Source organism: Streptomyces sp. NPDC058650, from assembly GCF_042717315.1.
GTDB lineage: Bacteria > Actinomycetota > Actinomycetes > Streptomycetales > Streptomycetaceae > Streptomyces.
On the sequence record NZ_JBHXRL010000022.1, the window covers coordinates 106338 to 121177 of the forward strand.

Sequence of the window (14840 nt, forward strand, 5' to 3'; positions counted from 1 at the left end):
CGTCGATGGCGTGTCGGTCGCGTGCCGACGGGCCCCGGGAGGGTGAGTGAGCCCACCGCCAAGCCGACCGGCGAGCCCGTCCGCGAGCCCATCGGCGAGCCCGTCCGCGAGCCCGTTCTTACCCCTGGAGAAAGCCATGTCCCAGCCCCCTGCCTTTCCCCTGCGGCACCTGCGGGTGACCTCGGTCCCCCGGATCACCCCGCGTACGCTGCGCGTCACCCTCGGCGGGCCGTCCCTCGCCGGATTCACGCTCGACCGACCCGACCAGCAGGTGAAGCTGTTCCTCCCCCGGACGCGCGGCACCGAGCTCGTCCTGCCCGCCGTCGGGGCGGACGGCGACGTGATGCGGTGGTACGCGGCCTACGCGGCGATCCCGGAAGCGGAGCGGCCCTGGATGCGGAGCTACACCATCCGGGCGCACGACCCGGTGGCGGAGACCGTCGACATCGACTTCCACCTGCACGGGGAGGGTGGCGCGGAGGCTCACGAGGGTCCGGCGACCCGGTGGGCGCGATGTGCGCGGCCCGGTGACCCGCTGGGCGTGTTCGGGCCGTCCGCCGCGTTCGCGGTGCCCTTCCACCCGGGCGCGGGCGACTGGACGCTCCTGTACGCCGACGCCTGTGCGGTGCCCGCCCTCGCCACGGTCGTGGCCGCGCTCCCGGCCGGCCGACGGGCCCTCGCGTACGTCCAGGTCGACGACCCGGCCGACGTACAGCCCCTGACGACGCCCGCGGACCTCACCGTGCGGCTGCTGTCCCACGACGCGCCGCCCGCCGACGCCGTGCGCGCCGGGGCACTGCCGGCCGGCAGCCCGTCCGTCTGGCTCGCGGGCGAGGCCTCGGCCGTACGCGGGCTGCGGCGGCACCTCGTGGAGGAGCGCGGCATCGACCGCAGCGCGATCCACTTCACCGGCTACTGGCGCCGCCGCCTGTCCCAGGACGACGCCCCGACCCCCGAGGACCTCACGGAGGCCCGGGAGCGCCTGGCGGCGGGCTGAACGGGAACCCGTCCGGTACGTGAGCGGAACGCGCCGCCTTCTCCCAGAGGTCGAGCCCGGCGCTCAGGAGGCCCCGCGCGGCGGCGGCCTCCTCGTCCGTCCACGCTTCCGCGCCACCCTCGTCGAAGATCCGCTCATAGGCGGCGTCATGGACCGCCCCCTGCGCCGGGAGCGGCGAGCGGCCCGCCGGCACACTGCGGGCGAGGTCCTCGAAGAAGTTCCAGGCCTCCAGGAGCAGTCCCGACGGCGCCGGGCCCCGGTGCGTGCCCTCGGCCCAGCTCCGTACGGGGCCGAGATCGAGGGAGGCCGGTTCGTCCCGGCCCACGTCCACGGCGAGTGCCCAGCCGCGGCCCGCGCAGTGCTTCCCGAGGGATTCGGCGTCGTGGAAGGCGAGGAGGCGTCCGCGGTCGTCGTCGTCATCGTCGACGGCGAGCGTGTCGAGATCGTCCCCTTCGCCGGCCTGCCAGATCAGGAGCAGGTCCCCCCGTCGGGAAGTGACGCGGTACGCATGACGGTCAGGCATCCGGAGCCTCCTGGTGCCGCCGGACGAGGGCCGCGGCAGTGTCGAGGGAGAGCTTCGTGCCCTCCACGTAGTGGCGGGTGTACGCCGCCGGGGCGAGGCGCTCGCGGAGCGCCTCCTCCGCCCGGGCGCGGATCGCGGCCTCCGTCTGCGGGGCGAAGGGTCGGAAGCCGCCGCCGGTCCCGGGGCCGATGTGGGTGTCGTACGCGCCGAGGAGCGCGGCTCCGGTCTCGGCGTCGCCCGGGTCGCCGCGGCCGCAGCTGGCCCAGGCGGCCGTCGCGAACTGGGCGACGACGAGGTAGGGGGCGACCAGGTGGGCGAGGGTCTCCAGGTCGACGACGGCACGGGCCAGCCGCTCCAGGGCCCGGCCGTGGGCGCCGTCCAGGCAGTCGAGCCACGCCCACATCCCACCGACGAGGCCCCAGAAGAGCGCCGGGGTGTTCTCGCCGAACTCGCCCTCCAGCCGGGTGAGCTGCGCGCGGGCCAGGGCCGTGCGCCCGGTGTGGCCGTAGTGCTGGGCGAGGAGCAGCCGGCCGGCGCCGGCGGCCTCGGCCCCCCACGCGCCCGCCTCGTCGGCGGCTTCGGCCAGGAGCCGTTCGGCCGCCTCGTCCCCCTCCGGACGGAGCCGGAGGCGTACGGCCGCGAGGCGCGCCGTGAAGAGCGGCACCTGGGAGCGGGCTCCCACGTGGGCGGCGGCGCGGGTGGCCCGCTCGAAGTCGGCGGCGGCCTCGGTGAGCCGGCCGGCGCGCTCGTACGCCTCGCCCCGCGCCGAGAGGGACTCCGCGATGCCCCAGGCGTCTTCGGCGGCCTCGAAGAGGGCGAGTGCCTCGTCGGCGTCCTCGGGGCCGTGACCGAGGAGTTTGCCCCTCATGAGGAGGGCGAAGCCGAGGTCCCAGCCGGTGCCGTGGTCGCGGCAGGCCTCGACGGTCAGCGTCAGGGTCTCGTCGAGGCCGGCCAGCTCGCCCGTCATCAGACGGGCGAAGAACCACATCGTCCCCGGCTGGCGGCAGGTCTGCGGGAGGCCCGGGCGGTACGCGGCGACGAGGGCGGTGAGCCGCGCGCGGGTCTCGGGCCGTTCGAGGGCGGTGGCGCCCTCGCCGCCCTCGGTCGCGAGCGCGTAGAGCCGGCCGCCGCGGCGGGCCTCCCAGAGCCGCTCGCCCGTCCACGGCGGCGGCACGTCGACGCAGCGGCCGTCGAAGGGTTCGGCGGGGCGGACGGGCTCCCGGAACGGGTCGGGTCCGAGCCGGGCGGCCGTCGCCGCCCATGTCCGGGCGTCCGTCTGGTGGTTCCTCAGCTGCCAGAACCAGCTGAGGGAGTGGACGAGGCAGAGCGCCTCCTGCTCGTCGCCCAGCGCGACGGCGGTCCGGAGCGCGGTCCGGAGGTTGCCGTGCTCGCGCTCCAGGACGGTGATGGCGGCGACCTGTCCTGAGCCGCGGAGCTCGGGGTCGGTACGGCGGGCCAGCTCGCGGTAGTACGCGAGATGCCGCCGCTCCGTCACCGCCCGCTCCCCGGCCTCGTCCAACCGCTCCCCCGCGTACTCCGCCACCGTCTCCAGCAGCCGGAACCGCATCCCCACACCGTCCGGACCCGGCCCCGCGACCACGAGCGACTTGTCGACAAGAGCACCCAACACGTCCAGAACGTCAACCCCGGCACCCTCCCCGGCGCAGACCGTCTCCGCCGCCGCCAGATCACACCCGCCCGTGAACACCGCGAGCCGCCGCAACACCCCCCGCTCCACCCCGTCCAGCAACTCCCACGACCAGTCCACCACCGCCCGCAACGTCTGCTGACGCGGCAACACCGTCCGCGCCCCCGACGTCAACAACCGGAAACGATCGTCAAGCCGGTCCGCGATCTGCCGCACCGACAACAACCGCAACCGCGCCGCCGCCAACTCGATCGCCAACGGCAACCCGTCAAGCCGACGACACACCTCCTCCGCCGCCCCCACATCGTCCGCGACCCGGAAACCCGGCCGCGCCGCCGCACCTCGCTCGCCCAACAACCGCAACGCCATGTCCACCGGCAACGGCCCCAACGGACTCAGCACCTCCCCCGGCACCCCCAACGGCTCCCGACTCGTCGCCAGGACGGTCACGCCGGGGCACCGCGTGAGGAGAGTCTGCGCGAGCTCCGCCGCCGCGGCGATCACGTGCTCGCAGTTGTCGAGGACGAGGAGCATCCGGCGCCCGGCGCAGTACTCGACCAGGTGGGCGAGCGAGTCCTTCGGCCCGGCGGCCTCGGCGACGGCCGGACCGTTCCAGAGCTGGGTCTCGCGCGCCCCCAGCGCGCCGACGACGGCCTCCGCGACCGAGGACTCCTCCCGTACGGGGGCGAGTTCGGCAAGGTGGACCGGTCCGCCGTCAAAGGTCTCGGCCGCCTCGAGCGCGAGCCTCGTCTTGCCGACGCCGCCCGGTCCGGTGAGGGTGACGAGCCGCCGGTCGGCCCACCCGGCGGCGAGCGCGCCCAGTTCGCCGTCCCGGCCGATGAACGAGGTCAGCCGGGCGGGCAGGCGCCCGTTCCGGTCCGCCGCGAGGCCGGGCGCGGGCGCGCGGAGGAGCTCGGCGTGCAGGGCGCGCAGTTCGGGGCCCGGGTCCGTACCCAGCCGGTCGGCGAGGCCCGTGCGCACCTCCTCGTACGCCGCGAGGGCCTCCGCGGGCCGTCCGGCGGCCCGCAGGGCTCGGATGCGCAGGGCCTGGACGGGCTCGTCGAGCGGGTGCCCGGCGGCGAAGGCGGCGAGGGGTGCGAGGACGTCGGCGGCCCTCCCCAGCTCCAGATCCGCCGCGAACCGGTCGCGGCGCGCCCGCGTGTGCCGCTGTTCGAGGCGTACGACGAGGGGGTCGGCGTCCCGGCCCGGCAGGTCCGCGAGGGCGGGCCCGCGCCACAGGCCGAGCGCCTCGTCGAGGAGCGCGGCGGCCCGCACGGCGTCCCCGCCGGAGAGCGCGGCGGAGCCCTCGGCGGCGAGCCGTTCGAAGCGGTGGAGGTCGACGGCGTCCGGGTCGGCGGCCAGCCGGTAGCCGCCGGGAGCGGAGACGATCGCCTCGTGCCCGAGGGCCCGGCGCAGGCGGCCCACCAGGGCCTGGAGCGCGGCCGTCCGGTCCTGGTCGGCGGCCGGGTCGTCGTCGGCCCACACCTGGGCGATCAGCGCGCCGGTGCTCATCGGCCGCCCGGCTCCACCGGCTCCACCGGCTCCACCGGACGCACCGGATACACCCGATGCACCGGATACCGTGGCGCCCGCGGCGAGCGCGGTGAGGAGCGCCCGGAGCCTGGCACCGCTCAGCATGGCCTCCGTCCCGTCGTCGGTACGGAGCGCCTCACAGGGGCCGAGAACACGGTAGAACGGCTGCACCGGCCCATTCTGCCCCGCCGGGGACACCCTCCGAGCGCCCGCCCGTCGAGGCGAACTTGCGCCACGCCGTGTCACCGCCATGGCGTCCACGGGGTACGGGTTCGACAATGGGGGGGATGACCGACGACGACCGGCATACGCGCAGTGGCGAGATCGGGCCCGCCGAGCGGCTCGCCATGAACCGGACCGGCAGCTTCGACTGGGATCTCGACACCGGCACGATCGATGTCGACGAGTCCGGGCTGCTGGTCTTCGGGCTGGCCTCGGACACCTATGACGGGCGCCCGGCGACGCTTGTCGCGCGCCTGGCGCCCGAGGAGCGGACCCGGCTCGAAGGGATCGTCCGGGACGCGGTGAAGGGTGGCTCGGTGTCGTACACCGCGCACTTCCCGATCCCGCAGGACGAGGGCGCACCCCACTGGACGCACGTGCAGGCACGGATCCTGCGCAAGCCGGACGGCAGGGCCCAGCGCATCGTCGGGGTCGTGCGGGACACGACCGCCGAGGTCACGCACTCCGCTTTCGTGCTGGAACTCGAGAAGCGGCGCGAGGTGCAGACGAGCATCGTCGAGCGCACCACGAACGCGCTGTCGCGCGCGGTGACGGTCGACGACGTGACCGCCGCGCTGACCGGTCCGGGCGGGCTCGCCCGGCTCGGCGCCGAGGGGTTGGCGCTGGGTCTCGTCGAGAACGGTTCGCTCAACGTGATCGCGCTGAGCGGCGAGTCCCTCGACGCCCTGAACGACTTCCGCACCCGGCGGCTCGACCGCGGCCTTCCACTGGCCGAGGCGGTGCTGACCGGCCGGCCGCGGTTCGTGTCCTCGTTCCAGTCGCTGGGCCGGGACTTCCCGGAACTGGCGCCGTACCTGTCGCGTCTGCAGTTCCGGTCCGCCTGCTACCTGCCCCTGGTGGCGCAGGCCCGTTCGCTGGGCGGCATGACGCTGTTCTACCGGGGCCGTTCGTCCTTCAACGCCGACGAGCGGAACCTCGCGCTCGGGCTCGCGGCGATCGTCGCCCAGTCACTCCAGCGGGCGATCCTCTTCGACGAGGAGCGGGAGCTCGCGACGGGGCTCCAGGCGACGATGCTGCCGCGCCGGATCCCGGAGATCACCGGCGGCGAGATCGCCGTGCGCTACCACGCGGCGTGGAGCGGACGGCAGGTCGGCGGCGACTGGTACGACGTGATCCCGCTGCCCCGGGGCCGGGTCGGGATCGTCGTCGGCGACGTGCAGGGGCACGACACGCACGCGGCCGCCATCATGGGGCAGTTGCGGATCGCGCTGCGGGCGTACGCGGGTGAGGGGCACGCCCCGTCGACGGTCCTCGCCCGGGCGTCGCGGTTCCTCGCCGAGCTGGACACCAACCGCTTCGCGACCTGCACCTACGCGCAGGTGGACCTGGCGAGCGGCACCCTGCGCGCCGTACGGGCCGGGCATCTCGGCCCGCTGATCCGGCACACCGACGGCCGGGTCGGGCAGCCCAACCTGCGGGGCGGACTGCCGCTGGGGCTCGCGACCGTGTTCGGGGACGAGGAGTTCCCGGAGACGCGGCTCGACCTCGTGCCCGGGGAGACGCTCGTGCTCTGCACGGACGGCCTCGTGGAGCAGCCCGGCTCCGACATCGACGCGGGGCTCGCCGCGCTCTCCGAGGCGATCGGCAGCGGCCCGCCGCAGGCGGAGGCGCTCGCCGACCACCTCTCGGAGCGGCTGTGGGAGCGGTGGGGCGCCGGCGACGACGTCGCGCTCCTCGTGCTGCGGCGCAGCCCGGACCCGGGCACGCCCCGGGCGCCGCGGATCCACCAGTACATCCACCAGGCCGATCCGCAGGGGCTCTCGGACGCGCGGGCGGCCGTGGGACAGGCGCTGCGGGACTGGGGTCTGCCGGAACTGGCCGACGACGCCGAGCTGTTGACGGGCGAGCTGCTCGTCAACGTCCTGCTGCACACCGAGGGCGGCGCGGTGCTGACCCTGGAGGTGTTGCCGGAGCCGGTGCGCCGGGTACGGCTCTCGGTGCAGGACCGGTCGAGCGCCTGGCCCCGGCGGCGTACCCCTGGCGAGGCCGCCACGTCGGGGCGGGGGCTGCTCCTGCTCGACGCGCTCGCGTCCCGGTGGGGGGTCGAGCCGCGCGGCGAGGGCAAGGCGGTCTGGTGCGAGATCGAGCCGGCTCCGACGGCGGCCGACGCCGCCGCGGGCGGCGGGTGAGGAGGATGCCGTGGACCCCGTGGCCGCGTTGAACCGGATCGCGTACCTGCTGGAGCGCGCCCAGGCACCGGGGTACCGGGCGCGGGCGTTCCGTACGGCCTCCGCCGCCGTCGACGCCCTGCCGGCGGGCGAGGCGGCGCGGCGCGCGGCGGCGGGCACCCTGGAGTCGGTGAAGGGGCTCGGGCCGAAGACGGCTGCGGTGGTCCGCGAAGCCCTTGAGGGCCAAGTGCCGGAGTACTTGGCGAGGCTGGAAGCTGAGCTCCAAGCCAGCCTGGGGCCGACGGAGCCGAAGGACGGTGCCGGTGCCGCACTGCGGGCGGCGCTGCGCGGCGACTGCCACCTCCATTCCGAGTGGTCGGACGGCGGCGCCACGATCGAGTCCATGGGCCGTGCGGCGGCGGACCTCGGGCACGAGTGGGCGGTGCTCACGGATCACTCGCCGCGGCTCACGGTCGCGCGGGGCCTTTCGCCGGAGCGGCTGCGGGAGCAACTGGACGTGGTGGCACGGCTGAACGAGGAGTGGGCGCCCTTCCGGCTGCTCACCGGGATCGAGTGCGACATCCTGGAGGACGGTTCGCTCGACCAGGAACCGGAGCTGCTCGAACGGCTGGACGTGGTCGTCGCTTCGGTGCACTCGAAGCTGCGGATGGAGGCGCGCACGATGACCCGCCGGCTCGAACGGGCCGTCCGCGACCCTCTCGTGGACGTCCTCGGGCACTGTACGGGGCGGCTCGTGGCGGGCGGTCGGCTGCGGCCCGCTTCGGAGTTCGACGCGGAGCGGGTCTTCGCGGCGTGCGCCGAGGCCGGGACGGCGGTGGAGATCAACAGCCGCCCGGAGCGCCTCGATCCCCCGCGCGAGCTGCTGCGCGTCGCGGTCGACACGGGCGCGTACTTCGCGATCGACACGGACGCGCACGCGCCGGGTCAGCTGGAGTGGCAGATCCTCGGCTGCGCACGGGCCGAGGAGTGCGGCGTACCGGGGGACCGGGTGATCAACACCTGGCCGGCGGAACGGCTGCTGGAGTGGACGCGTACCTGAGGGCCGCCCCGGGTGGCACGCGGGTCAGGCGCGCTGCCAGACCGTGGTCGCGTTGCAGAACTCGCGGATGCCGTGGCCGGAGAGTTCGCGTCCGTAGCCGGAGCGTTTGATCCCGCCGAAGGGGAGCGCCGGATGGGAGGCCGTCATTCCGTTGACGAACACGCCGCCGGCCTCCAGGTCGCGGACGAAGAAGGCGATGTCCTCCTCCTTCCGGGTCCAGACGTTCGAACTCAGCCCGAACGGGGAGTCGTTGGCGACGGTGACGGCCTCCTCGACGTCCCGCACCGGGTAGACGGTGGCGACCGGGCCGAACGTCTCCTCCCGGTGGATCCGCATCGCGGGGGTGATGCCCGTGAGCACGGTCGGCCGGTAGTACCAGCCCCGCCGGAGCCCTTCGGCCTCCGGGCGGCCGCCGCCGCACAGGACGGTCGCGCCCCGGCGTACGGCGTCGTCGACGAGACTCTCCAGGTCGGTGCGGCCCTGCTCGGTGGCGAGGGGGCCGACGTCGGTGGACTCGTCGAGGGGGTCGCCCACGGTGAGGGCGTTCATGGCGGCGGTGAAACGCTCGGCGAAGTCGTCGTAGACGTCGTGGTGGACGATGAACCGCTTGGCGGCGATGCAGGACTGGCCGTTGTTCTGCACGCGCGCGGTGACGGCGGTCTTCACCGCGCGCACGATGTCGGCGGAGGGCATGACGATGTACGGGTCGCTGCCGCCCAGCTCCAGGACGGTCTTCTTGACCTCGTCGCCCGCGACGGCGGCGACTGCCCGGCCGGCGGGTTCGCTGCCGGTGAGGGTGGCGGCGACGACCCGGGGGTCCCGGAGGACGGCCTCGACGTCGCGGGAGCCGATGAGGAGCGTCTGGAAGCAGCCGTCGGGGTATCCGGCGCGGCGGAACAGGTCGCCGAGGTAGAGGGCCGTCCTCGGCACGTTGGAGGCGTGCTTGAGGAGGCCGGTGTTGCCCGCCATGAGCGCGGGCGCGGCGAAGCGGATCACCTGCCAGAGCGGGAAGTTCCACGGCATGACGGCGAGGACCGGGCCGAGGGGCCGGTAGTGGACGCGGGCCAGGTCCGCGCCGGAGTCCTGGACGTCGCTCTCGGCCGGATGCTCGTCGGCGAGCAGTTCCTCGGCGTTGTGGGCGTACCAGCGCATGGCCTTGGCGCACTTGGCGGCCTCTGCGCGGGAGGCGGCGATCGGCTTGCCCATCTCGACCGTCATGGTCCGGGCGATGTCCTCGGCGTCCTCGTCGAGCAGCGTGGCCGCGGCCCGCATCAGGCGGGCGCGCTCGGCGAAGGACGTGGTGCGGTACTGGCGGAACGCCTCGTGCGCGGCGGCGATGCGCCGCTCGACCTCATCGGGCCCATGGGCCTCGTAGGTGCGCAGCGTCTCGCCCGTCGCGGGGTTCACCGTGGCGATGCCCATGACGACTCTCCTCCTGCCATCGGCCCCCACCGGCAACCTCCCGCGCCGGGCGCGGCGGCGCAACAGGGGCGGGGCGGTGGGGTGACACCGGCCTGGTGGGGCAGGGTGATCCGGCGGGGCGGGCCTCCGACGGGTGGCCTCCGGCCTCAGCCGGTGAGCCACGCCAGCGCGCCGGAGAGGTGGGCGCGGAAGGCCGGGTCGTCGTACGCCTCCGAGGAGTGCCCGAGCGCGGTGAAGAAGACGCGGCCCCGGTCGATCTCCCGGCACCACACGAGCGGATGGTCGTCGCCGAGGGTGCCGCCGCTGTACGAGGTCTCGTCGGCCCGCGCCAGGACGCGTACGCCCGCCCCGCGCGGGTTGGCCGTGAAGTTGTACCACTCGTCGGTCCAGGCCCAGCGGTCCGGGAGCGGCGCCGTCGCCGGGTGGCCGGGGTCCTCGACGAGCACGGTGCCGGGCTGGATCTCCGGGTGGCCGTCGAAGCGGGTGCCGAGGAGCTCCCCGTAGAAGGGCCAGTCCGGCTCGGCGTTGGCCGCCGCGTGGACGGCGAGGAGGGCGCCGCCGCCCCGGAGGTACGCGGCGAAGGCGGCGCGCCCCTCGGGAGTCAGGACGGTGCCGGTGGTGGAGAGCAGGACGACGGCGGCGCACCCCGCCAGCCGCCCGGGCGTGAAGGCCGCCGGGTCTTCGGTGACCTCGGCCCCCCAGCCCCGCTCGTGGGCGATCTCGGCGAGGGCGGCGGCGCCGGCGGGGATCGAGTCGTGGCGGTACCCGGCGGTGCGGGTGTAGATCAGCACGTCGGCGGTGGGCACGCGGTGAACTCCTGAGGGAGAGGGCTCGGCGGAGGACGAAGACGGGGAAAGCGCTTTCTATCATCTCCGTCCCGGCCGTGGCCAGCGAAATCCCCGCGCCGCGAGCCCCGGCCCTCCGCCAGAATGCCCCGATGACGCCCCTCCACGACCCCGCACGTCAGGCCCTCGCCCATGTCGCCGGCCTCGCCACGGGCACTCCGCTCGACCCCACCCTGCGGGTCACTCTCAACTTCCACCCGCACTTCCTCGACCGGCTCGCGGACGACGGCGTCTACCGCTCCCAGTTCGTGACCGGCACCGGCAACGGCGGTCTCACCGCCCGCCCCGGCGGGGACCGCTGGCGCTGGGAGAGCCGGATCTTCGGCGGGGCGTACGACGCGGCCCCCGCGCACGCGCGGCCGGTCTACGGAGCGCTGGACTTCCGCCGCCGCCCCTTCGGCGCCGCTCCCCGCTTCGGCTCCGCCCATCTGCGGCTGGCGTCGTCGACCCTGGAGCGGGCCTCCTTCTGCTATCCCGACAGTTTCCTGGAGCCCACGGACTTCGGCGTCGCCTCCCGGATGCGTCTGGTCGCCCTCGCCGAGGCCGACGGGCAGGACCCGCTCGACGACTACGTCGAGGCGCAGATCCACGGACCCGTCGTGATCGGGCGCGACGTGGAGGCGCTGGTGCTGGACCCGAGCCACCGGGGTACGGAGGTCGAGGCGGCGGCCCGGCGGCTGCCGTGTGCCGTCGAGTGGCACGGCGGGTTCCGGCTCTCCGTCGAGGAGCTGCGCCGGCATCCCGGATTCCGGGGCCCGGAGTACGTCGAGCTGGGTGCGAAGATCACCGTCGACGAGGTGCTGGACCCGCGGACCGTGCAGGAGGCGGCGGGTTCCGGGGAGCACGACCCCCAGGACGTGAAGAAGGTCTGGCATTACCTGGCGCGCTTCGGGGCGCCGGCGGGCTGAGACCGATCCGTTGTCGTATCGGATGCGTGTCTGCATCTCATGGCGCGCCGTGCCCCACCCGCTCACCAAGGAGCCGCCGTGAGCACCGTGCCGCCCGCGCTCGCCCCCTGCGGGATCAGATCGCCGCGTCCGACCCGGACCTGTTCGACTGGCCTTCGGGGGCGGGGAGTTCCCGCGTCGAGACCTCCAGGAGCGGGGCGAGGAACTCGCGTTCGAGGCTCCCCGGCGGCAGCGCCGCCGGTTCGACGTAGCTCTGCGCGAGTCCGCCTTCGCGCAGGGCGACGATGAGCCGGGCGAACCGGTCGGCGTCCACGATCAGTTCCCGCCCGGCCCGGCGCAGGACGAGGGTGAGGCCGCGGGCGATCTCGGCGCGCAGCCGCTCGTCGTGGCGCGCGAGCACCCAGGCGGCCTGCCGGTCGCGGATGGCGTGCAGGGTGAACTCGGTGGTGACCAGGTACCAGTCCCGCTCGTCCGGCTCGATCCGGGCGGCGAGCTCGGCCAGCCGCGCCAGCGTGTAGTCCTCGGCGGTCAGCGCGTCGATCGCGTCGGCGAGCCGTCGCACGGTCCGGTCGCTGTGCTCGTCGAAGAGCGCGAGGAAGAGCTCTTCCTTGCTGGCGAAGTTCGAGTAGTACGCGCCCCGCGTGTAGCCCGCGCGCTCACAGATCTGCTCGATCGTCGTCGCGTGGAAACCGTGCTCCGCGAAGGCCTCCAGGGCGGCTTTCAGAAGCGCCGCGCGCGTGCGGGGCCGTCGCCTGGTGACACCGTTCGGCACGGGTGGGCCTCCTTCGTCGGGCCGCGTCCGGCGGCGGAAGCGCCCACCCTACCGGCGCCTCATGCCGGGCGGGGATCAGCGCCGACGGATAGGATTCACGCATGGGAGAGCGGCCCGTCGCACCCGCCGCGCCCGCTTTGATCCTCGAGATCGACGGGGACGCGACGCTCATGGACCCGAGCCGCGTCTATCGCATCGGGCGCGACCCCACCAGCGACGTCGTGCTCTCGGACGCCCGGGCGTCCTGGCACCACGCACTGCTCCGCGCCGTCGGCGGCCACTGGGACCTGGCGGACGAGGGCAGCACGAACGGGACCTTCACCAACGGGCTGAGGGTGTCCGGGGTCCGCGAGGTCGGCCCCGGGACGGTCGTACGGTTCGGGCATCCGGAGGACGGCCCGCGAGCGGTGCTCTCGACCGCGCCCCGGGCCCGCCCGCCGGCACCCCCACCCCCCGAGGCCCCGGCCCGCGAGCCGTCGATCCACGAGGCCCCGCCCCCCAAGCCTCCGACCCACGGGCCTGAGGTCCACGAGCCTGAGGTCCACGAGCCTCCGGCCCACGAGCCTGAGGTCCACGAGCCGCCTGTCCCCGCACCGCCGGTGCCGGAGCCGGCGCGCCCGGAGCCGGCAACCCCGGTGCCGGCGCGCCCCGAGCCGGCACCCCCGGAGCCGTCCGCCCCCACGCCATCCGTCCCCGCGGCACCCCTCCCGGAGTCCCCCGCCGCCGAGCCGCTGCGCCCCTCCTCCGTCTCGTACCCCGCCGCCACCGGCACCTTCCGGCAGCCGACGTCCGTGCGGCCGCTGCCCGCGACCAGTGTCCGGATCGGCCGTGCCCCCGACAATGACGTCGTCGTCTCCGACCTCGTCGTCTCCCGTCGGCACGCCGAACTGCGCGCCCGGCCCGACGGCACGTACTGGATCCACGACCTCGGCAGTCACAACGGCACCTTCCTCAACGGCCGCCGCGTCGTCGACGCGCGCGTGACGGCGGACGACATCGTCGGCATCGGCCGTTGCGCGTTCTGCCTGATCGGCGGGCAGCTCGTCGAGTTCACCGACAACGGCGAGATCTCCCTCGACGTCCAGGAGCTCGCCGTCACCGTCGACCACGGCCGCAAGACCCTTCTCGACGAGGTGTCGTTCCCGGTGGGCCAGAAGTGCCTGCTCGGGGTCGTCGGACCGTCCGGTGCCGGGAAGTCGACGCTCCTGGGCGCGCTGACCGGCCAGCGTCCCGCCGACCGGGGCACCGTGCTCTACGACGGCCGTGACCTGTACCGGGACTACGCCGAACTGCGCCAGCGCATCGGGCTCGTCCCGCAGGACGACATCCTGCACCTCCAGCTCACCGTCCGGCGGGCCCTCGGCTACGCCGCCGAGCTGCGCTTCCCCGAGGACACGGCGCCGGCCGAGCGCCGGGCGCGGGTCGACGAGGTGATTCGCGAGCTCGGTCTCGTGGAGCGGGCGGAGCAGCCGATCCACAGCCTTTCCGGTGGCCAGCGCAAGCGGGTGAGCGTCGCCCTCGAACTGCTCACCAAGCCGTCGCTCCTCTTCCTCGACGAGCCGACCTCCGGCCTCGACCCGGGCATGGACCGGTCCGTGATGCACATGCTGCGCGGGCTCGCGGACGACGGGCGCACGGTCGTCGTCGTCACGCACAGCGTCCTCAGTCTCGACGTCTGCGACCGGCTGCTCGTCCTCGCCCCCGGCGGCCGGGTGGCCTACTACGGACCGCCCGCGGACACCCTCGGCTTCTTCGGCTACACGCAGTGGCCGGAGGCCTTCGAGGCCTTCGAGAACGACCGGGACCGCGACTGGGCCGGGCAGTACCGGTCCTCCGTCTTCCACCGCCGGTACGTCTCGGACGCGACGGCACGCCCGGTCCTTCCCACCGGGGACGGCGGGGCCTCCGTAGGGCCCTCCGGCGCGGTACCGCTCGTACCGGAAACCGATCCGCCGCCGAAGGCGCAGAGCTGGGGCTCCCAGCTGCGGACGCTGGTCCGCCGGTACGCCGCGGCGCTCTCCGCCGACCGCACCTTCCTCGCGATCATGATCGCGCTGCCGTTCGTGATGGGCGCGATGGCCCGCGCCCTGTCCGAGGGCGAGCTCAACCCCGAGTCGACGCTGAACGTGCTGCTCATCCTCTGTGTGGGCGGTGTCCTCACGGGCGCGGCGAACGCCGTGCGCGAGCTGGTCAAGGAGCGCACGATCTACCGGCGCGAGAGAGCCGTCGGACTGTCCCGCTCCGCGTACCTCGCCTCCAAGGTGGTGGTCCTCGGGCTGATCACGGTCGTGCAGGCGGTGGTCCTGACCCTGGTGGCCCTGATCGGCGTCCCGCTGAACGTGCCCGGGGGCAAGGGCGTCCTGCTGCCCCCGCTCGTCGAGATCACGCTCGCCGTCGCGCTCCTCTCCTTCACCGCGATGATGCTCGGCCTCCTCGTGTCGGCCGTGGTCCGCAAGGAGGAGGTGACGATGCCGCTGCTCGTCCTCCTCGCCATCGTGCAGGTGGTGTTCTGCGGGGCGCTCCTCACCGTGCGCGGTACGCCCGGCCTGGAGCAGCTGGCCTGGCTGGTGCCCTCGCGGTGGGCGTTCGCCGCGATGGGCGCGACGATCGACATCGGGACGGTCGCGCCGAGCGACAAGACCGACGATCCGCTGATGCGCCACACCCTGGACGCCTGGCTGTTCGACATGGGCATGCTGGTCGTGATCTGTCTTGCCCTCGGAGTGGTCGTGGCGCGGCTGCTGCGCCGCCACGAGCCGGTCGTGATGCGGAGGTAGACCC

At 74.5% G+C, this 14840-nt stretch carries 10 protein-coding genes; 5 read left to right on the forward strand and 5 right to left on the reverse strand.

Annotation, left to right across the window (positions count from 1 at the left end):
- Positions 1-136 precede the first annotated feature (136 nt).
- Positions 137-997 carry a siderophore-interacting protein gene (locus ACFWWU_RS30560; RefSeq protein WP_384150101.1) on the forward strand — a complete coding sequence of 287 codons (861 nt, stop codon included), beginning with the start codon at positions 137-139 and terminating at the stop codon, positions 995-997.
- Here the strand turns inward: ACFWWU_RS30560 and ACFWWU_RS30565 are convergent.
- Together ACFWWU_RS30565 and ACFWWU_RS30570 are read right to left on the reverse strand one after the other, a co-directional pair.
- Positions 963-1520, reverse strand: a complete 558-nt coding sequence (locus ACFWWU_RS30565; protein ID WP_384150104.1) for a hypothetical protein — start codon at positions 1518-1520, stop codon at positions 963-965. The two genes, ACFWWU_RS30560 and ACFWWU_RS30565, sit on opposite strands and share 35 nt — an antisense overlap.
- Entirely contained in the window at positions 1513-4680 is a 3168-nt protein-coding gene (locus ACFWWU_RS30570) for an ATP-binding protein (RefSeq protein WP_384150107.1), read from the reverse strand. Before ACFWWU_RS30570 ends, ACFWWU_RS30565 begins: the two co-directional genes overlap by 8 nt.
- 308 nt (positions 4681-4988) lie before the next feature.
- On the opposite strand from ACFWWU_RS30570, the gene ACFWWU_RS30575 reads away from it, so the two are divergent.
- Positions 4989-7073 (forward strand): SpoIIE family protein phosphatase, encoded by a 2085-nt coding sequence (locus ACFWWU_RS30575; protein WP_384150110.1) that lies wholly within the window; start codon positions 4989-4991, stop codon positions 7071-7073.
- Positions 7074-7083: 10 nt separating this feature from the next.
- Positions 7084-8112, forward strand: coding sequence for a PHP domain-containing protein (locus ACFWWU_RS30580; RefSeq protein WP_384150113.1), 1029 nt, complete (start codon positions 7084-7086; stop codon positions 8110-8112).
- 24 nt (positions 8113-8136) lie between these two features.
- Here ACFWWU_RS30580 and ACFWWU_RS30585 read toward each other — a convergent pair whose 3' ends face one another.
- Both ACFWWU_RS30585 and ACFWWU_RS30590 read right to left on the reverse strand, forming a co-directional pair.
- The gene (locus ACFWWU_RS30585) at positions 8137-9534 is read right to left on the reverse strand and encodes an NADP-dependent succinic semialdehyde dehydrogenase (protein WP_384150116.1); all 1398 of its coding nucleotides are present in this window, start codon (positions 9532-9534) and stop codon (positions 8137-8139) included.
- A gap of 146 nt (positions 9535-9680) precedes the next feature.
- Positions 9681-10340 carry a ThuA domain-containing protein gene (locus ACFWWU_RS30590; protein ID WP_384150118.1) on the reverse strand — a complete coding sequence of 220 codons (660 nt, stop codon included), beginning with the start codon at positions 10338-10340 and terminating at the stop codon, positions 9681-9683.
- Between the two features lie 131 nt (positions 10341-10471).
- Between ACFWWU_RS30590 and ACFWWU_RS30595 the strand changes: the two genes are divergently transcribed.
- The gene (locus ACFWWU_RS30595) at positions 10472-11287 is read left to right on the forward strand and encodes a DUF3626 domain-containing protein (protein ID WP_384150121.1); all 816 of its coding nucleotides are present in this window, start codon (positions 10472-10474) and stop codon (positions 11285-11287) included.
- Positions 11288-11402: 115 nt separating this feature from the next.
- Here the strand turns inward: ACFWWU_RS30595 and ACFWWU_RS30600 are convergent, their stop codons facing one another.
- Positions 11403-12059, reverse strand: a complete 657-nt coding sequence (locus ACFWWU_RS30600) for a TetR/AcrR family transcriptional regulator (RefSeq protein ID WP_384150124.1) — start codon at positions 12057-12059, stop codon at positions 11403-11405.
- A gap of 101 nt (positions 12060-12160) precedes the next feature.
- Here ACFWWU_RS30600 and ACFWWU_RS30605 point away from each other — a divergent pair, with 101 nt between their 5' ends.
- A complete protein-coding gene (locus ACFWWU_RS30605; protein ID WP_384150127.1) occupies positions 12161-14836 on the forward strand; it encodes an FHA domain-containing protein in 2676 nt (891 codons plus the stop codon).
- Positions 14837-14840 lie beyond the last annotated feature (4 nt).